Source organism: Chloroflexus sp. (assembly GCF_049970315.1).
Lineage (GTDB): Bacteria > Chloroflexota > Chloroflexia > Chloroflexales > Chloroflexaceae > Chloroflexus.
This window is the reverse complement of record NZ_JBMFNE010000037.1, coordinates 1-25,047: the sequence shown is the minus strand read 5'-3', so window position 1 is coordinate 25,047 and position 25,047 is coordinate 1. Positions and strand designations below refer to the sequence as shown.

Genomic DNA, 25,047 nt, shown 5'->3' with positions numbered 1-25,047 from the left:
CCCTGTCATTTCGAGCGCAGCGAGAAATCTTCATCAAGCTTGCTCAGTCGCTGACGCCCCCTCGCAATGACAAGGGGCTACGAACGCAGCACTGCCCTCGCAAGCGTTCCTGCGTGACACCGCCCGAATGGAGAGCCACCGGCACAACTGCGGTTAGGCAGTCGTTAGATGGAGTCGTCAAATTCGTTAGTCAACATCCTCAATACTGATCGAAGTCATCGCTATCTTGAGCTATAATGCCTACTATGAAGCAACTCATCATCGTCCTGATCGGGATCGTTCTACTCGTCAGTTGCAGTCCGCCCCCTTCAAACCAAACCGATCAACTTACCGAGCCATTTCGCAGTGCCTGGCAAGCAGCAGGTGGATCAAGGATCGGTCCACCTCTCGGCGAACCACGGTGGGTTGATGATACGCTCGTCCAGTATTTTGCGACTATCAGAATCGTCGCTCTCCCGGAGGGTGGGGCTATCTCCGAACGGCTACCCGTCGATTGGCGCTCGTCTATACCGCGTCCGGTTATTGATCTACCGACGGTTCCACAACGCGCTTCATTAACCCTTGCTACGCCAACGGATGTTATGCAACCGCTCCAACCGGTACGTATTACCCTCCGCATCCCAGCTTACAGCGGCCTGACGACAGTCCAGCTCTACGATGCCGCCGGTTATCTCATCACACAGGGAGTAACGACAGTGAGTGATGGTATCGGCGAGATAACCCTGTTCGCCGGTGGTACGCTTGGCCCCCAGTGGGCCGTCGCCCTGATCGATGGTCGGTTGGCCGGTGCCCGCAGCCGTTTGTTTACCCTCAATGCTGAAACCTTTTTGAGCAGTGGTCAAAGTGACATCGACTCGCTCTATCCACGTATTCGCCGTCTTATGGCCGAGGCGCGGGTAAGCTACGAGTTGAACGGTCGGTTGATCAGCGGCTATCGCTCACCTGATAATCCGCTGCTCTGGCTCCGTGATCACGTTTATCAAGGACGAGGGTTTCGTTATTTTGAAACCGATGTCACCAGCCTCCTCGACGCCTTCCGCGATGCGCAAATGCCCGACGGTAGTCTGCCCGATGTGATCGACTATCCCGAACGGTATGTGCAGGCCTTCCGTAAAGAGGTTGAGTCTGATGTTGAGTTTTTGTACGTGCAGGGCGTGTACGAAGCATGGCAGATGACCGGTGATGATGAGTGGTTGCGCTCCCATTTGCCCGCATTGCGACGGGCTATCGAGTACATAACAACGAACCCGCTACGTTGGAACGCTGAGCGTGGTTTGGTCAGACGCCCGTATACGATTGATATGTGGGATTTCGCCTACGGCCCAACCACGATGAGTCCTGATGGTAAACCGGCTCCACGCCACTGGATCGAGCCGGACACGATTTGGGGCACGTTTCATGGGGATAATACCGGCTTGGCGTATGCCCTCTTTTTACTTGCCCGAATTGAAAATCGGGTCGGTGACCCGACACAGGCTAAGCGCTATTTTGATCTGTCCGACCAGATTATGCAACGCTTGAATGCGTTAGCGTGGAATGGCCGCTTTTTTACCCATTTCATCCCCGAAGATGCAACGTTCGTCCCGGCAGGGGTTGATGCTGCTGCTCAACTGAGCCTCTCCAATGCCTATGCCCTCAATCGGCGGGTGCTGTCAGTGGGGCAGGCGCAGGCGATTGTCGAGACGTACTATGCCCGTCGCGATTTCACCCGTGCCTTCGCCGAATGGTATAGCATCGACCCGCCGTTTCCGCCGGGTAGTTTCGGGATGGCCGGTGGTAAGGGTGAACAACCCGGTGAGTATGTCAACGGAGGGATTATGCCGCTCGTCGGCGGTGAACTGGCGCGGGGCGCATTTGCCTTCGGCTTCGAGCCGTATGGTCTCGATATTCTGCGGCGCTATGCCAATCTGCTGCGCCTGACCAATGCCTCATACCTGTGGTATTACCCCGATGGCCGGCCCGGTATCTCTGGCCCCGACACTATTCCCACCGATGGCTGGGGCGCAAGTGCAATGCTCGGCGCGCTGTTCGAGGGCTTGGCCGGTGTGTTCGATGATGCATCCCGTTACGAAGAGGTGATCATCAGCCCGCGCTGGCCGGTCGAACCGACGGTCAAGCAGGCCTATGTCGTGACCCGCTACCCTGCCTCGACCGGCTATGTCGCCTACCGTTGGCAGCGCGATGATCGGTTCCTTCGCTTGTTGATCACCGGGAGCGGACGACACGCAACGGTTCGCTTCCTTCTGCCCACTGATGTCGGTGATCGGCTGACGATGATGGTAGACAACCAACCGGTCACACCGCTGATTGAGGTGATCGGCAATAGTCGGTATGCCGGCGTTACACTCGACCGGCTTAATGTCGAGGTGACGGTGACGTGGCCGTGAAGCCGAGGTAACGTGAGTTTGGGGTAGGCAACCACAACCGGCATAGTGCCCAAGCCAAGAGTAGGTTGCTTGGGCTGACGTTACTGCACAATTACTGAACCGTCGATTGACCAAGAAGGTGATCGGACATCGGTGGCGCGAAGGCTCAATCGCCGACGTGTGCTTGAGGTGATCGATAACTTGCCACCATCGCCCGTTTCCGCGGCGGGATCGTATTCATTAGCGGCGTGCGGACAATTTACATGGTGGAGCGAGTAACGGTGAGCGGTGCAACGCTGAGCTGAATGGTGCACAGGAGCGCGTTATGCGGCTGTGGCGGGTGATCCTTGGTTAATAATGTGCCCACGCAGTTGCGCACGTATTCGGGAACAGGTTGACGGTCATCTACAGTGTTAGGCAGTGTTAGGCGTGAGCATCAGATGGCGGTTGCAGCCGCTAAACCGGCCGGTAGCGGGTGTGTGACACTCCGCCAGCCTAGCAACGCATTGATCGGAATGGATGTTGGGGAGGGGCCGACCACCCAAGCGGTTGCATCGATCAACGACACGCCTAGATGCCAGACCAGCAGCAACATCACCGAACAATTGATGAGACAATCCGGTGGAAGCTCCCCAGTATGCTTGTTTTGGTGAATCCAAGCTGATACCAGGGAACCCCTTATCCCACATTCACGGCTATTTAGGGTCGGTAGATCCGCAATATCGTCTCGCGATAGAGTGCTTGATCGGATAACGGATCGAGCGGGCCGCTGCTCCAATTCCAAATCGGTACTCCACCCTGCACATTCACCCATACCTGTTGCGAGGCCGTATCGTGCCAAAAGCTATTGTCGGTGGCGACCAACGCCGTGAATGACATAACCGGTGTGAGATCACGCCGCTCGGCGGCACCCGGTGCCGAATCTCGATAGTTTTCGCGCGTGGTCAGATACGCTCCTACCGTCCCGCTGCCACCAAAGGGAAGCGCCAAGATGAGCCGATCATCTGTTGTTTGCATATTACTCAGCGTGAGTTTCAACTCTTGCAGAGGGGATGGTGTCGTTGTCGTTCCATCGCGGAACTCGACCCGATACCGGCCACCGGCAACTGCGGTGAAGTGACGCATCCACGGCATGATGCCAAAGGTGTTAGTACCACTGCCGCTTCCTTCAGCGACGATCCACTGCGCTATCGGTTGGTTGGCCGCGTCGAGCCGGGTGACGGTAAGCGGCATCCGCGGCTTATACGGATCGCCGTTGTCGATGCGAAAACCGCTCACGCCATAGTACGGCCCTTGACAACTCTGCCCGTTCTGGCCGACCGGTGTGACGGCGACACATGTTTGCCCCGTCGTTAAGAAAGGAATGTCGTACACCCAATAATTGCCGGCCGGTCCCCAATAACCGTGCGGATCCCACAATGCGCCGGCTAATGCTGCATTGCCGGCGGGCGTATTGATATTCGGTGAGATAACCCGCCGACCCGGATGGGTATTGATCAGGCGGTTGTTCGGATTACGGATCAAACCGCGGTCAACTGCACGAGTATAGTAGTCATTGGTGGCGAATGCACCGCTGGCCCGGTCGAGCCGGTTGTGAAGCGCAAAATTCACGATGACGTTGTTGTCAATGTCGAACGTGCTGTGATAACTGGCAACCGCTGTGTTGGGCTGATCGGTAGTCGGTCGCGGTGATTGGTTGTTCAAACTCTCACCGATAATCAGCGAATCAACGATCTTGCCGTTATCACCGGCGCCGGCAAAGAACATCCCAACATTATCTGCGGAGACAAACCGTACATAATCAGGCCACGATACCCGATTCCACAACCCGTTATCATTGTTTTTGTAGGTGGTAATGTCGCTCAGCGTGAAGCGCACGCGGTTCTCGTAACGGAATGGCTCACCGTTAACGGTTGGGATGTATTTAATTTCTTTTGTATTACCTTCATCGTCAAACGGAGCAAAATCGATGTTAATGCCCGGATTGCTGTTAGAATGTGCGACGTTGTGGCTAAAGATGCCAAGCGGGAGATGAACCGGCCGTATCGGTACACGCTTATTCGCGCCGAGTGGTTGATCGGGGAAAGCCAGCCAAAACCCATTGCCCTCGGTATCGGCAGCTACATTACCTCGTACTGTGTTATCAGGGTTGGTCAACCAAAATCCAGATGGCCCTCGCCGAAAATTGCTCCGGTCACTGGCGATTAGCGGCTGTGGCGGTTGACGCACGCGCAGCACCAGATTACCCTCAATGACGTTACGCCGCTCGACCGCATCTTCGAGGAAGATAGCGTGACCGGCGATGTCATAGCAGATGTTGTTACGAATGGTAGTGCCGTTTGTGCCATGAATGACAATGCAGCGGTTGGCCGAGTTCCAAATGCTCGAATTGGTGATCACGTTGTTGGTGGCATCACCGGTCCAGTTGCCGTCGGCATCATACGACAACAAATGAAAATGGATCGGGTAACGACCCAGCCGACCACCTTGTCCAACCCGTCGTAACTCTACACCATCGAGCCGTAGGCTGGCGTTGTGCATGACCATTATCTGGGCACCAAAACGGTCATTACGCCAGCGATCATCGTCGGCACCCTGAATCACAATCCGGCGCGAGAGATTGCTTACCTCGGCCCGTTCATCAAGGACGAGCGGTGTTACGTCGTTCGTCGGCGTCAGAGTCATCCCGCTGCTACTCACGTACTGCAAGCGGCCCCACCGCGCTTGTTGCAGTGGTGTACTCAACTGCACCCGCGTACCGTCAACCGCCTCGACGGTGAGGCGTTCGGTTTGGGCTACGCCAAAGAAGTCGGTCGGCGCAATCACCACCTGATCGCCGAACTGCCAGTCAACAGTGTCGCGCAATATCAGTTCGCGCGTACCGGCAGCCGCATGATCGTTCAAGACCGTCCACGGATGGTTTGGTGTTACCCCATACGCCTCAAACGATCCACCCATCAACAAGATGCCGCGCGTGCCCATCCCCATCACATCTTCATTTGGATTGGTTGCGGTCAGAGTAATCGTCGCTCGTTGCGCAAATGGCTCGGTGGGGCTGCCGATGCGTATGCGGCCATGACCGTGGATCATAATCCAGCCGACGGTTAAATCCAGATCACGCCGATCAAAGATCAGCTCGCCCTCGATGAGCAAACTCTGTAATGGCGGTGGGCTAACGTCGAGCAAGATCACTTTGCCGGCGGGAATCTGCACCGCATCGCCTGCTTGGGGTAAACGACCACCCCACGTCTGCGGTTGCGACCAACGCTCAAATGCTTGGCCCGCCATCATCGGCACAAACACGGTATGAGCTGCCTGCACCGTGATTGTGCCGCGCATCGTTGGGTCAATGTCGCACAAAAATGCCGATTGGCCGCTGACGGTGAAGGTCTGGGTCACGACTTCGCCGGGCCGCATGAGCGGCGTCTCCCAACTGCCGTCAATGGCCCGTAGCCGGTGGAAGCCGGAACTGTCGTTGCGCCATGCGAGCGTACTGCCGGCGGTGATCTGGAGATCGTAGCTATGGGTGGAAAGTGAAAAAACCTGCGTTTGGGTCGGGGCTGTCCACGCCAAGAGTGGTGTGAGTATGATCAGCAGCGTGAGGCTGATTATGCCGAACACTATTCCAGATCGGGTGGGAAGGCGATAGTGCATTGCTGGGATTGTCCTTTCTTCGTTCGTAAGCCGGGTAATTTCAAGACTTGACCATCCTGCTCGCGATTTCCGCAACGACGCTGTTGCTATGACGTTGTCCAACATTGGCTTACGATTCCACAGTAACCGACATTCACGCATCTGAGCAATAGTACTTTGTTCACGCTACCTGTGATGACCGCTCGTAAAAGGTTAACGGTAGCGCGTGGTATGCGTGCAGCCAGACATCGGGTATACTAAAGGTCAGATTAGTGTAAGGGAGTACAACTATGCGCTATGCGCTCGAACGCTTTATTACCGATATTAAAGATGCTATCGCTGCGACCGGCAAAGTACCGGTTGATCTGATTGAGATTACCACTCCCAAACCGAATATTCCCGCCGACCGCACGTTCGTTGCGTTCAAGGCAGCTAAGGCGCTCAGGATTGACCCGGCTAAGCTCGCGGCGGAACTGGCTGCTACCATTGCACCGCCACCCGATTCGCTGATCGGTGAGGTGACAGCCACCGGTGCGTTCCTCAACTTCTCGCTGCACCCGCAACGGCTGGCAGTGGCTGTCCTGAACGAGATTGAGACCGCCGGTGAAGCATACGGCACGGTGGCCGATGGCGCCGGACGTACCGTAGTGATCGATTATTCTTCGCCCAATATCGCCAAGCGCATGCACGTCGGCCATATCCGCTCGACGATCATTGGGCAGGCGCTGGTGCATATCTTCCGCGCACTTGGCTATCGCGTGATCGGCGATAACCATCTCGGCGACTGGGGGACGCAGTTTGGCATTATTTTGGCCGCAATGCAACGCTATGGCCGTCCGCAGAGCGAAGGCGAAGCGGCCATGGCCGAGCTTGAAGCACTCTACGCACGCTACAACGCCGAGATGAACAACGATTCGGCGTTGGAAGAAGAAGCCCGCCGGTGGTCGTTGGCCCTCGAACGCGGCGATCCGGAAGCGCGTTCGTTGTGGCAGTGGTGTGTTGATCTGTCGTTGCGGGCTGCCCAACGGAACTACGACCGGCTCGGCATCCGCTTCGATTACGCCTACGGCGAAAGCTTCTACGAGGCGATGCTGCCGGAAGTGATCGAAGAGGCGCTACGCTCTGAGGCAGCCTTCCGCGATATTGATGGCGCCGTAGTTGCCGAACTCGATAAGCTACCTAAATTCATCATCCAGCGTAACGACGGCGGCACCGTCTATATGACCCGCGACATCGCGACGATCAAGTTTCGGTTGCAAACGTTCAATCCTTCGCACATCATCTACGTCGTTGATGCTCGCCAGGAACTGCACTTCCGCCAGCTCTTCGCAATCGTGCGGGCGATGGGCTACGCCCGCGATGTTGAGCTGGTGCATGTCCCGTTCGGTGTGATTACAACTTCTGACGGCCAGCCCCTCTCGACGAAAAAGGGCAATATGGTCTATCTTGAGGCCTTGCTCGACGATGCAGTGGCGCGGGCACGGGCATTGGTCGATGCCAAAAGCCCTGACCTGTCGCCTGAAGAACGGGCTACCATTGCCGAGGCAGTCGGGATCGGTGCGGTAATCTACAACGACCTCTATCAAGACCCACGCCGGAATATTACCCTCGATTGGGATCGTATGCTCTCGATTGAGGGTAATAGTGCTGCCTATCTGCAATATTCGCACGCACGCTGCCGCTCGATCTTGCGTCGTGCTGCCGATGAGGGTGTTGCACTCGCCGAAGCCGATCTGACGTTGTTGACCCACCCAAGCGAGCAACGTCTCATTCGCCATCTGGCCCGCTTGCCCGAGGCGTTGCGCGAGGCTGGGGCGCGCTATGCACCGTTTGTGATCGCCGATTGGTGTTATACGACCGCCCGCGAGTTTGGTATCTTCTTCGAGCAGTGCCCGGTGTTGCGCGCCGAGACACCGACGTTACGCGCTGCCCGGCTACGTCTTGTCGCGGCGACGGCCAATGCGCTGCGAAATGGGTTGGCTCTGTTGGGGATTCGGGCCCCAGAGCGAATGTGAGCTGCTGTTATGATGGCATTCTCTCCAATCCGCGCCGTACTGTTCGATATGGACGGTGTGCTCTACCGGGGACAAACGCTGCTGCCCGGCGTCGCCGATCTGTGGCAGTTTTTGCACGATCACCAGATCGCCTTCGCCTGTGCGACTAACAACGCTTCGATGACGCCGCAGCAGTACGCGGCTAAGTTGGCTGCCATGGGCATAGTGCTGCCGGCAGATCGCGTGATTACCTCGGCCCAAGCAACTGCCCTGTATCTGCGTGATCACTACCCGCCGGGTACGCGCGTGTTTGTGGTGGGTATGCAGGGGTTACGCGCAGCGTTGTTTGCCGATGGTTACTTTGTCGAGGATGACGACGCTCCGGAATTGGTTGTGCAGGGCGCCGATTTTACGCTCACCTATGAGCGTCTCAAGCGGGCAACGCTGCATATCCGGCGTGGCGCCCGCTTCATCTCTACGAATCCCGACCGCACCTTTCCCAGCGAAGAGGGTCTCATCCCCGGCGCCGGTGCAATTGCTGCCGCCCTTACTGCTGCTACCGATGTCTCACCGCTGGTGATCGGTAAACCGGCCCCCACGATGTTTCTGATCGGCGCTAAGATGTTGGGTGCGCCGCCGTCCGCAACGCTTGTAGTTGGTGATCGGCTCGATACAGATATTGCCGGTGCAATCGCCGCCGGCATGCCGTCAGTATTGGTGTTGACCGGCGTCAGTACAGTTGAAGAAGCTACCACCGGCCCGATCCGGCCTGATCAGATCGTGGCCGATTTACCTGAGTTGCTGGCCCGTTGGGCCGATGAATTATCGGCCCAACCGTAACCTGTTGCGGTCAGAACTATGATACCAGACCCCGTTATCCAGCCGGCTTTGGTCAGCTATGATCGGGAACAGGTCATCGAGCTGATCCGCACCCAGTCGCCTGAAGAAATCCGACAACGCCTACGCGCCGGTGATTTTGATCAGGTGCTTGAACCCGAAGGTCGCACTCTCCTCGATGAGCTGCTCTCGGCGTGGATCCAACGTGCGCTTGGGCCTCTCTCCCTGCGTGATGCGATGCTCGTCGATCCGTACCGTGGTCGGCAAGTGTATGGCTTGCTCTGCGCAATCCATGTGCATCGCCGGTTCGAGGTGCCGTCAGCGCTGGCCGTGCATTTACCCGCCGCTCCTACCGACCTTGCCGCACTTCCACCACTGACCGACCGGCCGGAGCTGATGGCGCTGGTTGCGCAGGCCGAACAAGATGGTTTGGTGCTGGCGTGGCAAGCCCAACGCTACGATTTTGCCCCGCCCGGTAACTTACTTGAGTTGATCCCACCAACGCCACCACCCTACCGCGATGAGTTGCGCTTCGAGCAACCAACCGGTCTGCGTCGTTGGATTGCGATTACGCTGGTTGTGTCAGGAGTAGCGCTGTTGATCATCCCTATCCTCTTGGGTCATATTCCCGAACATCCGGCAGGCTGGCCGTTAGCGTTGCTCACGCTTGGCCTAATGATCGGTATTAAGTCTGGCCCGTTGGGATACGTAGGAGCCGGTTGCTTTTGGGTGGTCGCCAACATGCCCGTCTTCCGCCATGGCTCGTTTCCGATCAGCTTCTGGCCCGATATTCCGCTGGTCATCGTTGGTCTGATCCTATTGGGATGCGACCGTCGGGTACGGGCGATGTGGCGGTTCGTGCGCTCCCAATTTAGGCGTCGGTGCGATGTAACCGGAACAGATTGACTTCCGGTGGGCAGCCGAATCGTAACGGTATACCGCCAATGCCCCGACTCACGAAGAGCTGCATTGCACCGACCTGAAAATGACCCATATCGTAGCGCCAACCGTGGCGTGGTAAGCAGAGTGGGCCGAGACCGGGCGCGCGCACGTGGCCGCCGTGAGTGTGTCCGGATAGTTGTAAATGAAAACCGAAGGCCGCTGCTTCGTCGGCGATGTCGGGGCAGTGCGCGAGCAAGAGACGGAAGTCGTGCTTAGGTGCTCCACCGAGTGCGAGCGCGAGATCGGGTCGGCCATCCCAGTGATCATCAACTCCGGCCAGCAGAAGCCGCGCCCCATTGCGTTCGATCACCTGATGGCGGTTGATGAGCAACTGAATGCGATGTTCATGTAAAATGTCGGCAATGTGCGGCATCCCTTCCCAATAGTCGTGATTGCCGGGTACCGCATAGATGCCGAGTGGTGCATGTAAGCGGCCAACGACATTCGGCAGTCGCGCAATCGCACTTCGTGTGTGCACGAGATCACCGGTCAGCACGATCAGATCGGGCTGCGCGGCCAACAGCAGGTCGATGGCCCGCTGCGCATTGGCAAAGCTGTAACGGTGACCGAGGTGCAGATCGCTGAGCTGACCAATGCGCAATCCTTCCAACCCGGCCGGCAGATCGCGAAAATGTGGGTCGTGGAGGTGAAGTTGTATCCGGCGTGGCTCGACTGCTAATGCATACACGGCCCCCGCTGCGCCTACTCCGGCCAGTGTGGCTGCAATCAGTGGCCCTCCGTAAAGACTGGCTGCGCCGGCCAGGATACTACTGACCAGCCCGGCCCCGATCCACCGCGGTGAATAGCGTAGTCGTGGTTGTGGTTTGGTCGTCGTTTGCCGTGAGGAGATAATCGAAGCCATATCGGTTTTGCCCTATCGCGTTATCCATAATCTGGCGCAGGATAGGACGGTGTTGTCACCAATTTCCTATCCGGCGTCTCTATGCCCCCTCGCCACACAAAGTATACTATGAAGTTGAAAAAATCCTGAACAAGTACACCTGTTTCTCAGAAAAGTCGGCAATCTTGGCGTGTGTGAGAAGGCATTATCTGAACGCACCATACCAAAATCCGCTATACTACGCGCTATGGATCTCTCACATACCGCAGTTCGTGATCACGCCGCTTTTCTTGAGCGGCTCCGCTTAGTTCCCGATCAGCCGGGTGTCTATCTCTGGAAAGACGCCACCGGTCGCTTGCTCTATGTCGGCAAAAGCAAGCGCCTGCGCGACCGGATGCGTTCCTATTTCGGCTCGCCGCGTAGCCTTAGTGGGAAGACACGCCGTTTGGTCAGCCATATCGCCGATTTTGAGATTATCGTTACCCAGAGCGAGCTAGAGGCGCTGCTGTTAGAGATGAACTTGATTAAACAGCATCGCCCGCCGTATAACATTTTGCTGAAAGACGATAAGACGTATCCCTACATCAAAGTCACCGTCAACGAAGAGTGGCCGCGCGTCTTTGCCACCCGACAGGTGCTCAACGACGGAGCGCGCTATTTTGGCCCCTATGCCAGCGCCGGTTCGGTCTATCAGACGCTCGATATTCTCAATCGTCTGTTCGCCTTTCGCCCACCCTACGAGTGCAAAGACGATAAGTTCAATCGTCATCGTAAACAAGGTAAGCCCTGTCTCTATTACCAAATGCGCCGTTGTCTAGGGCCGTGTGTGCCGGGCCTGGTGACGAAAGAGACCTACCGACAGGCCATCGATTCGGTCTGCCGTTTTCTCGAAGGCAAGAGTGACCAAATCGTGCGTGAGTTGCGCGCCCAGATGGAAGAAGCCGCCGAGCGGCTTGAGTTTGAACGCGCCGCCTATCTGCGTGACCGCATTCAAGCCATCGCGAAGATATCCGAGCGCCAACAGGTGTTGCGCACGGTTGATACCGACCAAGATGTGATTGCGTTTGCCCGCGAAGATGGCAGCGCCGTGGTGCAGGTACTCTTTATTCGCGGCGGCAAGCTGATTAACGCCGAGCCGTTTACGTTGCAAGGTACTGAAGACGAGAGCGACGAGGCGTTGCTGACTTCGTTCCTCACCCAGTTTTACCAGAATGCTCCCACTATCCCGCCGAGCCTGTTGCTGGCTGATCATGTCGAAGAGCCGCTGATTATCGCGTCGTGGTTGCAGCAGAAGAGTGGGCACCGAGTTGAAATTACGGTGCCCCGTCGTGGCGAGAAGAAGCAATTGGTTGAGATGGCTGCCGCCAATGCTCGTCAGAAGTTGCGCGAGATCCGCGAGCAGTGGCTCCATTCCGCGCAACGAGCGGTCGCGGCCTTGAGCGAATTGCGCGATCTGCTCGAATTGCCTGCCCTGCCGCGCCGGATCGAGTGTTACGATGTCTCAAATACGCAGGGCCAGCAGTCGGTGGCGAGCATGGTGGTGTTCGAGCACGGTGAACCACGCCCCGCGCACTACCGCCGCTTCAAGATCAAGACGGTCAGCGGCGTGAATGATGTTGCCTCGCTGCGTGAGGTTATCAGTCGTCGCTTCCGTCGCGCCGCCGAGGTACTTGGTGATACTCAGCAGGTTGCCGCTGCAGTTGAGGTTGAAGGCGAGAACGACTCTCCCGTCGAACCGACCGATACGGCGCAGCAGGCCCTCGAGCGCTGGGCCGATTTGCCCGATCTGCTGCTGGTCGATGGGGGAGTAGCACAAGTGGCTGCGGTGGAGGCCGCTTTACACGAGTTGGGTTTTACCCAGATACCGGTTGTTGGTGTGGCGAAAGGGCCGGATCGGAACCGTTTTGATCTCGTCCGCATCGGTCAAGATCCGTTGGTACTGGCCCGTGATAGCAAGGCGTTGGCCCTTGTCCAGCGGATCGATGAAGAGGCCCACCGCTTTGCCATTACGTATCATCGGAAATTGCGCAACAAAGCGACCCTTCGCTCGCCGCTGGACGAGATTCCGGGGATCGGCCCCAAACGTAAACGTGCCTTGCTCAAGGCTTTCGGTTCCATCGACGGTATCCGCCGGGCCAGTATCGACGAACTTGCCGCCGTGCCCGGTATGACCCGCAAAGCCGCCGAAGAGTTGAAGAGTTTGCTCTAGCTACCGGAGGCAGTCATGTCGATTATTCATTCCCATATTCAAACCAACAGCGCCGATTTTCAAGCCAATTTCGCCTATCATCAGGCGCTGGCCGCCGATCTGCGCGAACGGTTGGCTAATATCCGCCAAGGTGGTGGCCCCGAACAACGTCGTCGCCACGAAGAACGGGGAAAGCTTTTTGTCCGTGACCGGATCGATACCTTGATCGATCCCGATAGTGCCTTTCTCGAAATCGGTGCGCTCGCCGCTTACAACGTCTACGATGAAGAGGTGCCCGCTGCCGGTATCGTCTGCGGTATTGGCCGTGTCGCCGGTCGCCCGGTAATGATCATCGCGAATGATGCTACCGTGAAGGGTGGTACCTACTTCCCGCTCACCGTTAAGAAGCATCTCCGTGCCCAAGAGATTGCACGCGAGAATCGCTTGCCCTGTATCTATCTGGTTGATAGCGGTGGCGCGTATCTACCCCTCCAGAGCGAAGTGTTCCCCGACCGAGACCATTTTGGCCGCATTTTCTACAATCAGGCGCAGATGTCGGCGGAAGGTATTCCGCAGATCGCATGTGTGATGGGAAGTTGTACTGCCGGTGGAGCGTATGTGCCGGCCATGAGCGACGAAGTGGTGATTGTGAAGGGTAACGGCACGATCTTTCTCGGCGGGCCACCGTTGGTGAAGGCGGCTACCGGCGAAGAGGTTACCGCCGAAGAACTCGGTGGGGCCGATGTCCATACCCGCATCTCTGGCGTTGCCGATTATTTTGCCAACGATGATCGCGAGGCGCTGGCGATCGTCCGCGATATTGTCGCTCATCTGGGGCCGCGCCAACACGCCCAGTGGGAGCTGCGCGATCCTGAACCACCACGGTACGACCCGCATGAAATCTACGGCATCCTGCCACGCGATTTTCGCCAGAGTTACGATGTACGGGAAGTGATTGCCCGTATTGTCGATGGGAGCCGGTTGCACGAGTTTAAAGCACGCTACGGTACGACTCTTGTTTGCGGCTTTGCCCATATCGAAGGCTTTCCGGTCGGTATCCTCGCTAACAATGGTATTCTCTTTAGTGAAAGTGCCCTCAAAGGCGCACATTTTATCGAGTTGTGTTGCGCCCGTAATATTCCCCTCGTTTTCTTGCAGAATATTACCGGCTTTATGGTCGGCAAACAGTACGAAAACGGCGGCATTGCTAAAGACGGGGCCAAACTGGTGACGGCGGTGAGTTGCGCGAATGTGCCGAAATTTACCGTCATTATCGGGGGAAGTTTTGGCGCCGGTAATTATGGTATGTGTGGACGAGCCTACCAACCGCGTCAGCTCTGGATGTGGCCGAATGCGCGGATTAGTGTGATGGGAGGAATGCAGGCCGCCAATGTGCTCCTCACCGTGCGCCGCGACAATCTGCGCGCCCGTGGCCAAGACATGACGCCCGAAGAACAAGAACGGTTTATCGCGCCGATCTTGGCAAAGTATGAGCAAGAAGGTCATCCCTATTACGCGAGTGCTCGACTTTGGGATGATGGTGTCATCGATCCGATTGAAACGCGGCGGGTGTTGGCACTAGGGCTGGCTGCCGCTGCCGAGGCTCCTATCCAACCGACGCGGTTTGGCGTCTTCCGTATGTAGGTGGCCGATGACTTTTTTGCGTGCCGTTACCCTGCTTGCCCTGATCTGGCTGGCTTTTGACCCTAGCCCGGCAGTGAGTTTCGCCGTCTACGTCTTGATCGGTGCGCAGGTCATCGGCTGGCTGTGGCCGCGTCTAGCCAGACGGTACATTGTTTGGCAACGGCACGCGCCGCTCGTGCTCGCCCCTGATGAAGTTGGCGAAGTGACGATCACGATTTCGTATCAGGGGCGCCTACCGTTACCTTATCTCATCGTGACCGAAGATGTGCCGCCGTCGTTGAGTGCTGTCACCCGTAAACGTTGGGTGCTTAGCCTGCACCCTGGTCAGCAGTACACGCTCCGCTATCAGGTGCAGGGCCGTCAACGTGGTCTCTACTGGTTGGGACCGCTGCGGCTCGTGATCGGTACGGTGATCGACCGCAATGAGGTGTTGATCGGCGAACACCAGCTGACGCCACTAACGATCGTTCCGCATATTGTTCCAGTACCGCTGCTCGAATTACCCGCCGGTCTGCCCTATAGCCAAGAGCGGCGTCGCTTGAGTTTGTTCGATGATCCGGTTCAAAAAATCGGTGTCCGTCACTATCGGTTCGGCGACTCGCCCCGCTTGATCGACTGGAAGACGAGTGCCCGCCTGGGTGAGTTGCATGTGCGTGAGTTGGCGCCGGTGATTGCCCGGATGACCGTTATTGCCCTTGAATTTAGTGAAACAGCGTACCGGGGTCGCTTTGCCCGTGATGACCGTGAACGGGCTGTGATCGCGACGGCCTCGTTGGCGACGGCTCTGATCAACCGTCAACAGGCGGTTGGGCTGTGTAGCGACAGCTGTGATCCGCTAACCAAAGCACCGATAGCACCTCTATTACCGCGTGCCGAACATGATCACTTGCGGACACTGTTACTGCTCCTGGGCCGGATCGAGCCGGTGCCTACCGGTAGTGTGTTAACCGAACTGTCATCACTCAACCTGAGCTGGGGGAGTACCCTGATCGCCATTACCTCCGCACTTGATGAAGCATGGTTGGCCGGCCTGACAATGCTTCGTCGGCGTGGGTTGTACGTAGCGGTGATCCTCGCCGATCCGGGACCATCCGATGTGTTGCAAGCTCGACGGTATGGTATCGCTGCTTATCGTCTCGACCGTGCCGGTGCTATTGTGGTGGATGCCTGAAAAGCGACGGTGACGTTCGTTTATCTCTGTGCAGGCTTATTGGAGGAGGATGTTATGCTCCGTGTTGCCGAAGAAGTGATGACTGCACTCGAAGAGGGTCGTGCAGTTGTAGCCCTTGAGAGCACGTTGATCAGCCACGGCTTGCCCTACCCACACAATCTGGCGGTTGCCGAAGGCTTAGAAGCCGAAGTACGGGCCAACGGCGCAGTGCCGGCAACTATTGGTGTGATTGAGGGTGTGCCGGTGGTTGGGTTGAACGGTAATGAGTTAGAACGCCTGGCGACCGGCGGTGAACACATCCGTAAACTTAGTCGGCGGGATGTTGGCTTGGCGATGGTTGATCGCGCCGATGGGGCAACGACTGTCGCCGCGACGATGGCCATCGCTGCGGCTGCCGGTATCGAGGTCTTCGCTACCGGTGGTATTGGTGGCGTTCATCGTGGTGCGAGCCGGAGCTGGGATGTAAGCGCCGACCTCACCGAATTGGGTCGCACGCCGGTGCTCGTGGTGTGCGCCGGTGCAAAAGCTATTCTCGATTTGCCGGCAACACTCGAATATCTCGAAACGCAAGGTGTGCCGGTCGTTGGCTATCAGACCAACGAGTTTCCTGCCTTTTATACGCCACATAGCGGTCTGCCCGTTACTGCTGTAGCTCCCGATGCACTGGCTGCTGCCCGTATGTGGCGTCTCCAACGCCGCTACCGCAGCTTTGCCGCTCCCGGTGGTATGCTGTTGTGCGTGCCGCCACCCGAATCGAGCGCCCTCGAACGTGATGCGGTTGAAGCGGCGATTGTCCGTGCCTTGGCTCGCGCTGAAGCTGAAGGCGTGCGCGGTCCTGGGGTAACACCCTTCTTACTCGCGGCAATGGCTGAGGAAACGAGCGGGGAAAGTATCGAAACGAACATCGCGTTGCTGCGGAATAATACGCGCGTTGCCGCTGAAGTCGCCGTGCGTATCAGTGAGTTGGGATGAAAATGCATGTGAACAAATTGTGTGCAAAGTACTTGACAAATGGTGTTATCACTCGTATACTAACATTCGCTGTTATCAGATAAAACAGCAACTGCCGTCACATCCTCGACGGTTCTGACCTCACACGTCACCCCGTTTCGTTACGTGCTGGGCGCCTCTGATGGCATCTCCGCAAGAGCGGAGCTTATCGGTGTTTTGTCTCATTGTAGTAGAGCAGGAGTGCCCGCCAATGCTCAAGCGTCGTCTATCCAACTGGAACCAAGAAGATGTGTCGTTTCCTGCGCACGAGCGTGAAGACCGTTTCGGGCACGAAGACGAGTTGTTTAATCCCGATCTCGGTGAGGTAGAACAGTTTGAGCCATCGCTCGATGCGGTGCAGCACTACCTCCAAGAGATCGGTCGTGTCGCATTACTTACTGCCGCTGAAGAGGTGGAGTTGGCCGAGCGTATCGAGCGAGGCAATGCAGCCGAACAGCGGTTGACCACCGCTACCGACCTCACACCGCGCGAGCGCTGTGAGTTGTTGAAGGCGGTGCAGGAAGGCGAAGAGGCTCGCCGTCATCTGATTCAGGCCAACCTGCGGCTCGTGGTTAGCATTGCCAAGAAGTATGTTGGCCGAGGCCTCTCGCTGCTCGACCTGATCCAAGAGGGGAATATCGGTCTGATGCGGGCAGTTGAAAAGTTTGATCACCATAAAGGCAATCGCTTCAGCACCTACGCTACCTGGTGGATCCGGCAAGCCGTCACGCGCGCCCTTGCCGAACAAGGCCGCACCATCCGGCTGCCGGTGCATATGAGCGAGTCGGTGGGGCAGGTAAAGCGGATTGCTGATCGGCTGGCCCAATCACTCGAACGCCAACCAACACCCGAAGAGATTGCGATGGCCCTCGGTCAACCGGTTGAGCGGATCCAGCGCATTCTCGAAGCGGCTCGTCGCCCCGTCTCGCTCGAGACGCCGGTAGGTGATGAAGGGGATCATACGCTCGGCGACTTTATTACCGACGAAGAGTTGCCGGCGCCCGGTGAGATCGCTGCCCAAACATTGCTCCAGCGCGACCTCTGTGCGGCCCTCAATCAACTGAGCGACCGCGAGCGCCGGATTATCGATCTACGATACGGTTTGCGTGATGGCCGTCGCCGCACTCTCGAAGAGGTTGGTCGGGTGCTCGGTATGACGCGGGAGCGTGCTCGCCAGATTGAGGCCGAGGCTCTGCGCCGTTTGCGTAGTCCCGAAATCGGCCAACACCTGCGCGATTATTTGGATTGAGTACGTAGTACCGCTGATCGCTTCGGTGAACAGGCGAGGGAGAAAGTAACCTCTCGCGTGTTCACCGTTGCGTTTTCTGGCGGGTGAGCGGTTTATCTGCTGCTAAGCTGCTCAATGGCGAGGTTGATCCACGGATCGGTTTCAATCCGAAACCGTGTCCAGTCGCTGTTCGGTTGAATAGTAGGGATAACCCCACGCCCTTCGAGATCGGATCCGTCGTTCAGGCGAAACCCCTCTTGCGCTACCCACAACCTTGAGCCCCCGGTGATTTCGTAGGCGTAGATTGTTTCCGTGTTGCCCGCCGATGGTAAACCGATAACTACTGCACCGGCTTCTCGCTGCAAGATCGCTGCGAGCAATTCAGCGTATGATGCGGTGCTACGGTCGATCAAAACGGCAATTGGCAGGCCGCGTAGGTCGGGATCGCGTGGTGTGATCGTTAAAGGAGTTTCTCCTTTACGACTAACGAATGACCCAACGTTACCCTCAACAAAATGACCGAGTAGCCCACTGAGCACCGCGCGCCATCCGCCCGGATTGGTGCGTAAATCGAGGATGATACCGCGCAGTGGTCGTTCGCTCACCAGCCGTTGTAACGCCGCTGCGACTTGCTCGTGCATGTCGTTGACCCATAGCGTGCTGATGGCAACGTAGGTAATATCATTTCTCATGCGCATAATGTATGGTTCGATCCGACCCTCCACGCGCTCGCGTACAAGTTCGATTTCACGCGATCCACCCTCTGGCAGAACAATCAATAGGCGCACCCGGCTGCCCACCGGTCCTTCAATCGAGCTGAGATTGAAGGTGCGGCCATCGATAGTAACGATCCGATCCCGTGGTTGCAGACCGGCTCGGGCTGCCGGACTCTCCGGGAAGACGTGTTGGATCAATAAGCCATCGTTGAGCTGCAACGTCGTCACCCCGATCCCTACCTGCTCTTCGCGTCCGCTGGTGAGCCGATCTTCGATGATCACCGCTTGTGGTGGTACAAAACGGGAATGGTTATCGCGCAACAAGGCAACCATCGTCTCAATAATGGTGAAAAAGGTATCGTCATCGTCCGCTGCTAACGCTCGTGGACCGTATTCGGCTCGTACTGCTCCCCAATCTACCCCGTTAAAGGTCGGATCAATATAGTGTTCGTTAATGGTCGTCCACACTTCGGTAAAGATCTGTTGGCGGAGCGTCGCGTTAAGGGAGAGAGAAGGGGTAGCAGTAGTCACCGCCGGGCTGGCCGTTGGTACCGGCGTCGTGCTTGGCAGTGGCGCTGTCTCACGCGGGCCGGCAGTCGTGCAAGCGATCAGCAATCCGGTTATCCACCATACGGTAAGCGAACGATGAAATCTCGTAGAACATAATTGTGTTACTGACATTGCATTTACTATCGTTCCCGTCCGCCTGGACAAAGCGACGGCACCTATTTTCTCACTCTAAGGCAAATGCTGCCGCCAGCACTTCACCGGCCAATCGGGCAGCAACGCCACTACCCTCACCGCCTTGCTCGATGATTACGGCGACAGCATAACGTGGCTGATCGATTGGGCCAATGGCGATAAACCACGCATGGGGCGGTGCACCGGGTACGTGTTCGGCGGTGCCTGATTTACCGCCGACCGGTTGCGTGACAAACTGTGAGATACTATTACCAAAGCCGTACCGAGCCACGGCTGCCATAGCCTCGCGCATCTGGCGAGCCGTACTACTGCTCATCACCCGTCGCACTGACTTCGGCGTCGTTTGCCGAACGGTACTACCATCCGGGCGGGTAATCCGTTGTACGAGATAGGGTTCCATCATCACGCCGTCATTGGCGATTGTTGCCGCGATTAGGGCCATCTGTAACGGCGTGACGAGCAACTGTCCCTGTCCATAACCGGTATCGGCCAGCGCACGCGGCTGTGCGAGAAAATTGGCCTGTACTGCCAGCAAACTAGGTTCGGAAGGGAGATCGCGTAATACTCTGAACCCGGTTGGGATTCGGTTGGGGAGAAAGATGTTAAAGCGCTGGGCCACCTCAGCAAATCGGTCGGCACCCAATCGTACTGCGTACTGGGCAAAAGCAGTATTGCACGAAAAAGCGTAGACCCGCTCAAGGGTCACCGGTTCACCGATTATGGCACCTAGATTATTCACCGCATTGACGATAGGTGGCGCATCTGGTTGTGGGAAATACTCGTTGGGGCAGGTTATTTGGTTGGGTTGCCCAATCAACGGATGTTCTAACACCGCCACCGCCGTCACCGTCTTGAACGTCGATCCGGGTGGATAACGTCCTTGGCTGGCCCGGTTGAGTAATGGCTGGCCCGCATCATCTTGATTCAACCGTGACCAATAGTCACTCACCCGTTGGCGTTCGGCAGCGAGATCGGCTGCTGCCGGGTCGACCACCAATCGACTCGGATCAAATCCAGGCCGACTCACCATTGCCAGTATCGCCCCTGTCCGTGGATCGAGGACAACCACCGCGCCACGCCGATCGCCGAGCAAACGCGCTACCTGATCTTGCAACTCGGCGTCGATGGTGAGGGTGAGTGCATTGCCCTGCGGTAATTCACCTGTCCATTCGTTGAGCAGTGATTGCCACTCGTTGCCGCGTTCACCCGATAAGTAGTCGTTGAATCTTGCTTCAAGGCCACTCTGCCCATAACGAGGGCTGAAAAAGCCGAGAATGTGCCCAAAAGCCGTTATATCGTATGCACCGGCCAGTGGGTATGAGCGTCGGGCAATCCCGTTGACCAACATACTCTCGACCAAGATGCGCCCCTTGCGGTCACTGATTGGCCCGCGTAAGACGCGCTGGGTAGCCAGTACCGGACGGACATTGCTGGTGGTGCTGCCATCGGCGCTGGTGACAACGTAGCTGCTAATTGCCTCAGCTTTAATCAATTGCTGTCGAAGCAATTGCAGACTCAGCATCAGAAAGCCGAGGATTATCACCGTACCGATCCGCGAGACGGTACGGCTAAGATCGTTGCTCGGCGGCGCAGCATTGATCTGACTTATCATCACCAATCCGGCTAGTGCCCCACCAATCCAGAGCAAAAGCAGCCAAGTTGGCTCTTGTTCTATCGGGAGGAACATGCCGTACATAAGTAAGACCAGTGCTGTCACAAGCGCCGGAGCATGCCAAAAACGGCGTGGTCGCATGCGTTAGGACTCCTCGCCAATCGCTCAACTGCCGATGCAGTGAGAACTAACGGTATGATACTGCAACTTTATGGTTCAAGAGGAAGGGTCACGCGCACTGTAAGACCACCTTTTTCGCCTTCAAAGACGGTGAGTTGACCGTCAAGTTCGGCGATCCGATAACGTAGCGCACGCAGTGCGTGCAGATGCGGTCGTTCGTAGGTACCGTCGAGTAAACCAACACCATCATCTTCGATTTGCAAGGTGGCAACGTGCTCGTCAACGCGAAGCAAGACGTGGCACAACGAGGCGTGGGCGTGGCGGCGAACGTTTGCTAGTGCTTCTTGAGCGGTGCGTAAGAGTACACTCTGCTGAGCTGTGGTGAGCTTCTGCACCGCACCTTCGATCTGGCAATTAACCTGAAAGCCACCTCGTTGCCGTTCCTCATCGACCAAGTGAAAGATCGCGAGACGCAGATCGGGGCGGAGCGAGATGGCCGGGGCCAATTCAGCACTACGTCGGCTACCGGCGCTCATCATCGATGGTGAAAACCAATCAATTCCCGCACTAATCGCTTCATTCTTCGGTAGGGCGGATCGGCGTGTTCCGGTTGGTAGGGTTGTGTCACCAATGAACGACGTATTCTGGTCTCGATGCCGATCAAGCAGCGGTCGTTGCCAGGCAGCTAATACGGTCCAACCGAGGCCGAACAACAAGACAACAACAGCCTGTGGCCCACTGAGTGCCGGTATTGATACCAAGGTACTGCTGACCAGATACGCTATCACAAACCCTATTCCGCTCAGGAGTGCCCCTTGCCAACCGAATAGGAGTGCCGGTGCAATCAAGCTACCTAATGCTGCTGGGCCAAAGGGAAGCCACCCACCACCACTTACCAGAACGACGATGAGCGCCACAAGAATGTCGACGGTCAGCAAAGCCGGTCTGCGTTGCATGAGGCGCAGATAGCTCGACGCTTGGCGAGTAATGAAGAGCGTGACCAGCAATACCAGTAACAACAAACTGGCGTGGAGTGGCAAGTTTTGGGGAGTGTAGCCGGGCAGAGTCAAGGTAAGACCGGCAAGAAGCCACGCCAGCCACCGATACCCGACGAAGAGACCGACGGGGTTAAGACGCTGCCGCCATGTATCCATCATGCGTCGCACGCGCTTTCTCCCGACAGCGGCTGTTATCAAAGCCGCTGTGATGAAACCGGGGATCGACTCAGATAAAGCATGAGTAAGTGTAGCAGAAAGCTATCGGTGCGGCAAGCCGGAATCTTGACTATCGCTACCGGTAGGTGTTGGTGCAGCCAGATGGTTAGAACAACGCAGCGTACACCACTCCACCGATCACGATTGCTCCTACCACACTGTACTCAATTAACAACCGCCGGTTGAGTTGGCCGATGCTCGCATAACCCAGCAATCCGATGACGACATACAGCACTACTAACAGTACCACACCGGCCAGCAAAAAGGTCGTTTGCCAGTAATTCAAGGCCCACATCAGTTCGGCAATACCTAGCCCGCCAATCAGAGCGACCCCTACTGAGACAGGCCGGCGTTGAATATTCAGCAGCGCATAGATTAATAGCGCTGCCACTAATGCCACCATCGTGGCCGAATAAAGTGTGCGGTAGCGAGTGTAGTAAATGGCACTAAAACTACTAAACGCTATCAGATACCCAATCACGTGTAACACAATCTGCGCCGGTGTGTGGACGGTCGGTTGCCAGTCGAGACAAAAATACTGCGCTACAAGAATGACGACCAGCATACCGGCTGTGCCGATCAATGCAAAGACCAAAGCTGTACTGCCCAACACCTGATTGAAGAGCTGCCAGAAGGCGTAGGCCGCGATCACGTTAAGTGCAGGGAGTACCCAAAGCGCCGGGGTTACATTGCGTAATGGCCCCCACGAACGGAGTATCCAGTCTACCGGGTGTGGATGCTGACGGGTGATCCATTCCGCTCCGAGCGTCGTCAGGCCGGCAAGCATACCGATAAAGACCCATGATAGCCCAACCACCGGGAGATCGCCGCCGAAGGTGATGCGTGGATTGATCGCACTACTATCGATAAGAAAGACCAAAGCCAGCCCGAGCGTCACCATCAGCGCAATGCTGATAATCTGTTCGTAGCGCGGTTGTGGTGGTATCACGGTTAAACCTCGTTCGTAAATTGAAACTGTTTCAATTGAAACAATATTGACATAGCGGGAACAGTCATGCTATAGTTCAATGTAGCAGGAATTATACGGCAGACAACAATCTACTGTCTACTGTTATAACTGACTTGTACAGAACTCCTACCCCCTGCGCCTCCAGCGCACTAGTGAGGAGATTGCAATGAGCCTCTCCACAGAACCTGCCGGATGGCAGCAGAGTAGCGAGACGACACCTGAGATTGAGGCATATACGTTGCTGCGTCAGGTTCACTCGATTCTCGAGATGTATAATCGCTATGATCTGCGCGGCGAGGATTTGACAGTACCTCAGTTCATGATTTTAAACTATGCCTCACGCAGCGGTGTTCCTCTCAGTGAGATCAGCGCACGCATGATGTGCGATAACTCGAATCTAACCGGGATTGTCGACCGGCTGATCGCGAAAGGCTATGTTGAACGTCGCCCTGATCCCAACGACCGGCGGGTGAGCCTCATCTGCTTGACCGAGGCCGGCGCCGAGAAGTTGCGCAATTTGCGTCCCCGCCATCACGAACGTTTGCGGCGACGGATGCGCTCACTGTCTGAGCACGAGGTGCAGCAGTTACGCGAACTATTGCGTTCATTGTACAGCGGGTTACTCTCACCTGTCGAGGACGAGGCAGACGGTCAGTTGAAGATGCAGTAGGCTTCGTGCTCAGCCAACTCCCAGATAATCTTCTCCTGGTTGGTATCCCAGCTCGGTCAGCCAACTGTTGATGAGGTCGCGTGCGCCGTGATTGGTGACATAAACCAGCACGAATGGGCGTGGCCGGTGGTTGAGCCAAGATGGGGCGTGTACCGGTACACCCCAAATGATCTGCCCAATTTTATCTGGGTCGACGTCGATCCAAGCTTCCGGCACAAAACCGCGATCGATCAACCGGCGCGCCCGCTGGCGTGTCACCCGTCCCGCCCCCCAGTACACCAACGGTCTTCCACGGTGGAGACGTGGGTCACGGGCCAAGAAGGTGGCTCGCAGCTCATCAAAGATTGTGCGGGCGTAACGCGGATCAACCCGCGAGGTACGATCTGGCCGTTCACGCCACCCCAGCAGATGACGTGGCAGTTTAGCCATCAGCAGCCCGGCAGTGTACATTCGTAACCACAGCTCGTAATCTTCTGGCCACGGATCGGTAGTATAGCCGCCTAACGCTTGTACGGCTGTCTTCCAGAACATAACTGAGGGATGGGCAAAGGGCGATTCGACATAAATCTCGGCAGCCACCTGTTCTGGAGTGAGGATGCGGTTCTGCCACCGGAGGTATTCACGATAGCCGGCTCGCACCGCCTGCACCGGAAAGGCAACAACCTGGCAGGCAATGAGTGCAAGGTCGCGTTGTGCTTGTAAAGCCTGGTATTGCAACGCAAGCCGGTCTGGATGCATGACATCATCAGCATCCATACGGGCAATAATCGGTGCGCGCGCTAACGCTAGGCCGAGGTTGAGTGCCGCCGCTAACCCAATTCGCCCAGCATTGATCGGCACAATCCGTGCGTCGTGAGCCGCCGCATCTGCGACCATCGCAGCTGATTCATCGTCCGATCCATCATCGATAGCCAGCACTTCATAGTCGGTAAAGGTCTGTCGTGCTAACGAGCGCAAACAAGCTGCTAGTGTCGTTGCTGCATTGCGAATGGGTAAGATGATCGAAACCTTCGGTGTGGTCATCCTATAATTGTAATTGCACGATCTGTGCCTTGCGGGTGGATGGGGACGCACTGCCATGCATCCCTCCGTTACGTCCGTTGCGTCCTTCGCGCCTGTGCGTTGTTGCGCCCTTCGCGCCTGTGCGTTGTTGCGCCCTTCGCGCCTGTGCGTTGTTGCGCCCTTCGCGCCTGTGCGTCCGTTGCGTCC

18 protein-coding genes are annotated in these 25,047 nt (G+C 56.8%); 10 read left to right on the top strand and 8 right to left on the bottom strand.

Annotated elements, in window-relative coordinates:
• The first annotated feature begins 245 nt into the window (after positions 1-245).
• Positions 246-2,387 carry a hypothetical protein gene (locus tag ACP5OT_RS17125; RefSeq protein ID WP_424675586.1) on the top strand — a complete coding sequence of 714 codons (2,142 nt, stop codon included), beginning with the start codon at positions 246-248 and terminating at the stop codon, positions 2,385-2,387.
• A gap of 415 nt (positions 2,388-2,802) precedes the next feature.
• Here the strand turns inward: ACP5OT_RS17125 and ACP5OT_RS17120 are convergent, their stop codons facing one another.
• Complete coding sequence (locus ACP5OT_RS17120) at positions 2,803-2,961, bottom strand: hypothetical protein (protein WP_424675587.1); 159 nt, start codon at positions 2,959-2,961, stop codon at positions 2,803-2,805.
• Positions 2,962-3,065: 104 nt separating this feature from the next.
• Positions 3,066-6,020 carry a G8 domain-containing protein gene (locus ACP5OT_RS17115; protein WP_428113452.1) on the bottom strand — a complete coding sequence of 985 codons (2,955 nt, stop codon included), beginning with the start codon at positions 6,018-6,020 and terminating at the stop codon, positions 3,066-3,068.
• 269 nt (positions 6,021-6,289) lie between these two features.
• On the opposite strand from ACP5OT_RS17115, the gene argS reads away from it, so the two are divergent.
• From argS to ACP5OT_RS17100, 3 genes are read left to right on the top strand one after another with little or no spacing between them, the layout of a single operon-like run.
• Complete coding sequence (gene argS, locus ACP5OT_RS17110; protein WP_428113454.1) at positions 6,290-8,014, top strand: arginine--tRNA ligase; 1,725 nt, start codon at positions 6,290-6,292, stop codon at positions 8,012-8,014.
• Between the two features lie 9 nt (positions 8,015-8,023).
• Positions 8,024-8,833, top strand: a complete 810-nt coding sequence (locus ACP5OT_RS17105) for an HAD-IIA family hydrolase (protein WP_424675591.1) — start codon at positions 8,024-8,026, stop codon at positions 8,831-8,833.
• A gap of 18 nt (positions 8,834-8,851) precedes the next feature.
• Positions 8,852-9,736 carry a hypothetical protein gene (locus ACP5OT_RS17100; RefSeq protein WP_428132829.1) on the top strand — a complete coding sequence of 295 codons (885 nt, stop codon included), beginning with the start codon at positions 8,852-8,854 and terminating at the stop codon, positions 9,734-9,736.
• Here ACP5OT_RS17100 and ACP5OT_RS17095 read toward each other — a convergent pair.
• Complete coding sequence (locus ACP5OT_RS17095) at positions 9,702-10,634, bottom strand: metallophosphoesterase (RefSeq protein WP_428132826.1); 933 nt, start codon at positions 10,632-10,634, stop codon at positions 9,702-9,704. The two genes, ACP5OT_RS17100 and ACP5OT_RS17095, sit on opposite strands and share 35 nt — an antisense overlap.
• Before the next feature lie 226 nt (positions 10,635-10,860).
• Between ACP5OT_RS17095 and uvrC the strand changes: the two genes are divergently transcribed.
• From uvrC to ACP5OT_RS17070, 5 genes are all read left to right on the top strand, one after another.
• On the top strand, positions 10,861-12,822 hold the full coding sequence (gene uvrC / locus ACP5OT_RS17090; RefSeq protein WP_424675594.1) for an excinuclease ABC subunit UvrC: 1,962 nt from the start codon (positions 10,861-10,863) through the stop codon (positions 12,820-12,822).
• A gap of 15 nt (positions 12,823-12,837) precedes the next feature.
• Positions 12,838-14,445, top strand: a complete 1,608-nt coding sequence (locus ACP5OT_RS17085; protein WP_424675595.1) for a carboxyl transferase domain-containing protein — start codon at positions 12,838-12,840, stop codon at positions 14,443-14,445.
• A gap of 7 nt (positions 14,446-14,452) precedes the next feature.
• Complete coding sequence (locus ACP5OT_RS17080) at positions 14,453-15,616, top strand: DUF58 domain-containing protein (protein ID WP_428132824.1); 1,164 nt, start codon at positions 14,453-14,455, stop codon at positions 15,614-15,616.
• A gap of 54 nt (positions 15,617-15,670) precedes the next feature.
• Positions 15,671-16,588, top strand: a complete 918-nt coding sequence (locus ACP5OT_RS17075) for a pseudouridine-5'-phosphate glycosidase (RefSeq protein ID WP_424675597.1) — start codon at positions 15,671-15,673, stop codon at positions 16,586-16,588.
• Positions 16,589-16,817: 229 nt separating this feature from the next.
• Positions 16,818-17,855: a sigma-70 family RNA polymerase sigma factor gene (locus ACP5OT_RS17070; RefSeq protein ID WP_424675598.1), complete on the top strand. Its 1,038-nt coding sequence runs from the start codon at positions 16,818-16,820 to the stop codon at positions 17,853-17,855.
• 92 nt (positions 17,856-17,947) lie between these two features.
• Here the strand turns inward: ACP5OT_RS17070 and ACP5OT_RS17065 are convergent, their stop codons facing one another.
• The 4 genes from ACP5OT_RS17065 to ACP5OT_RS17050 form a co-directional block, all read right to left on the bottom strand.
• On the bottom strand, positions 17,948-19,165 hold the full coding sequence (locus tag ACP5OT_RS17065; RefSeq protein WP_424675599.1) for a S41 family peptidase: 1,218 nt from the start codon (positions 19,163-19,165) through the stop codon (positions 17,948-17,950).
• Between the two features lie 118 nt (positions 19,166-19,283).
• Positions 19,284-21,005, bottom strand: coding sequence for a peptidoglycan D,D-transpeptidase FtsI family protein (locus ACP5OT_RS17060; RefSeq protein WP_428113461.1), 1,722 nt, complete (start codon positions 21,003-21,005; stop codon positions 19,284-19,286).
• Positions 21,006-21,073: 68 nt separating this feature from the next.
• A complete protein-coding gene (locus ACP5OT_RS17055; protein ID WP_424675606.1) occupies positions 21,074-22,141 on the bottom strand; it encodes a sensor histidine kinase in 1,068 nt (355 codons plus the stop codon).
• 163 nt (positions 22,142-22,304) lie between these two features.
• Positions 22,305-23,147 carry a hypothetical protein gene (locus tag ACP5OT_RS17050; protein ID WP_424675601.1) on the bottom strand — a complete coding sequence of 281 codons (843 nt, stop codon included), beginning with the start codon at positions 23,145-23,147 and terminating at the stop codon, positions 22,305-22,307.
• A 187-nt stretch (positions 23,148-23,334) separates the two neighbouring features.
• Here ACP5OT_RS17050 and ACP5OT_RS17045 point away from each other — a divergent pair, with 187 nt between their 5' ends.
• The gene (locus tag ACP5OT_RS17045) at positions 23,335-23,838 is read left to right on the top strand and encodes a MarR family winged helix-turn-helix transcriptional regulator (RefSeq protein ID WP_424675602.1); all 504 of its coding nucleotides are present in this window, start codon (positions 23,335-23,337) and stop codon (positions 23,836-23,838) included.
• Between the two features lie 9 nt (positions 23,839-23,847).
• On the opposite strand, the gene ACP5OT_RS17040 is transcribed toward ACP5OT_RS17045, so the two are convergent.
• On the bottom strand, positions 23,848-24,861 hold the full coding sequence (locus tag ACP5OT_RS17040) for a glycosyltransferase family 2 protein (protein ID WP_424675603.1): 1,014 nt from the start codon (positions 24,859-24,861) through the stop codon (positions 23,848-23,850).
• Positions 24,862-25,047: the final 186 nt, after the last annotated feature.

Bases quoted from the DNA above. Each gene is read 5' to 3' on its own strand.
- ACP5OT_RS17125 (WP_424675586.1), top strand. From the start codon at position 246: ATGAAGCAACTCATCATCGTCCTGATCGGGATCGTTCTACTCGTCAGT.
- ACP5OT_RS17120 (WP_424675587.1), bottom strand. From the start codon at position 2,961: ATGTTGCTGCTGGTCTGGCATCTAGGCGTGTCGTTGATCGATGCAACC.
- ACP5OT_RS17115 (WP_428113452.1), bottom strand. From the start codon at position 6,020: ATGCACTATCGCCTTCCCACCCGATCTGGAATAGTGTTCGGCATAATC.
- argS (WP_428113454.1), top strand. From the start codon at position 6,290: ATGCGCTATGCGCTCGAACGCTTTATTACCGATATTAAAGATGCTATC.
- ACP5OT_RS17105 (WP_424675591.1), top strand. From the start codon at position 8,024: ATGATGGCATTCTCTCCAATCCGCGCCGTACTGTTCGATATGGACGGT.
- ACP5OT_RS17100 (WP_428132829.1), top strand. From the start codon at position 8,852: ATGATACCAGACCCCGTTATCCAGCCGGCTTTGGTCAGCTATGATCGG.
- ACP5OT_RS17095 (WP_428132826.1), bottom strand. From the start codon at position 10,634: ATGGCTTCGATTATCTCCTCACGGCAAACGACGACCAAACCACAACCA.
- uvrC (WP_424675594.1), top strand. From the start codon at position 10,861: ATGGATCTCTCACATACCGCAGTTCGTGATCACGCCGCTTTTCTTGAG.
- ACP5OT_RS17085 (WP_424675595.1), top strand. From the start codon at position 12,838: ATGTCGATTATTCATTCCCATATTCAAACCAACAGCGCCGATTTTCAA.
- ACP5OT_RS17080 (WP_428132824.1), top strand. From the start codon at position 14,453: ATGACTTTTTTGCGTGCCGTTACCCTGCTTGCCCTGATCTGGCTGGCT.
- ACP5OT_RS17075 (WP_424675597.1), top strand. From the start codon at position 15,671: ATGCTCCGTGTTGCCGAAGAAGTGATGACTGCACTCGAAGAGGGTCGT.
- ACP5OT_RS17070 (WP_424675598.1), top strand. From the start codon at position 16,818: ATGCTCAAGCGTCGTCTATCCAACTGGAACCAAGAAGATGTGTCGTTT.
- ACP5OT_RS17060 (WP_428113461.1), bottom strand. From the start codon at position 21,005: ATGCGACCACGCCGTTTTTGGCATGCTCCGGCGCTTGTGACAGCACTG.
- ACP5OT_RS17055 (WP_424675606.1), bottom strand. From the start codon at position 22,141: ATGATGGATACATGGCGGCAGCGTCTTAACCCCGTCGGTCTCTTCGTC.
- ACP5OT_RS17045 (WP_424675602.1), top strand. From the start codon at position 23,335: ATGAGCCTCTCCACAGAACCTGCCGGATGGCAGCAGAGTAGCGAGACG.
- ACP5OT_RS17040 (WP_424675603.1), bottom strand. From the start codon at position 24,861: ATGACCACACCGAAGGTTTCGATCATCTTACCCATTCGCAATGCAGCA.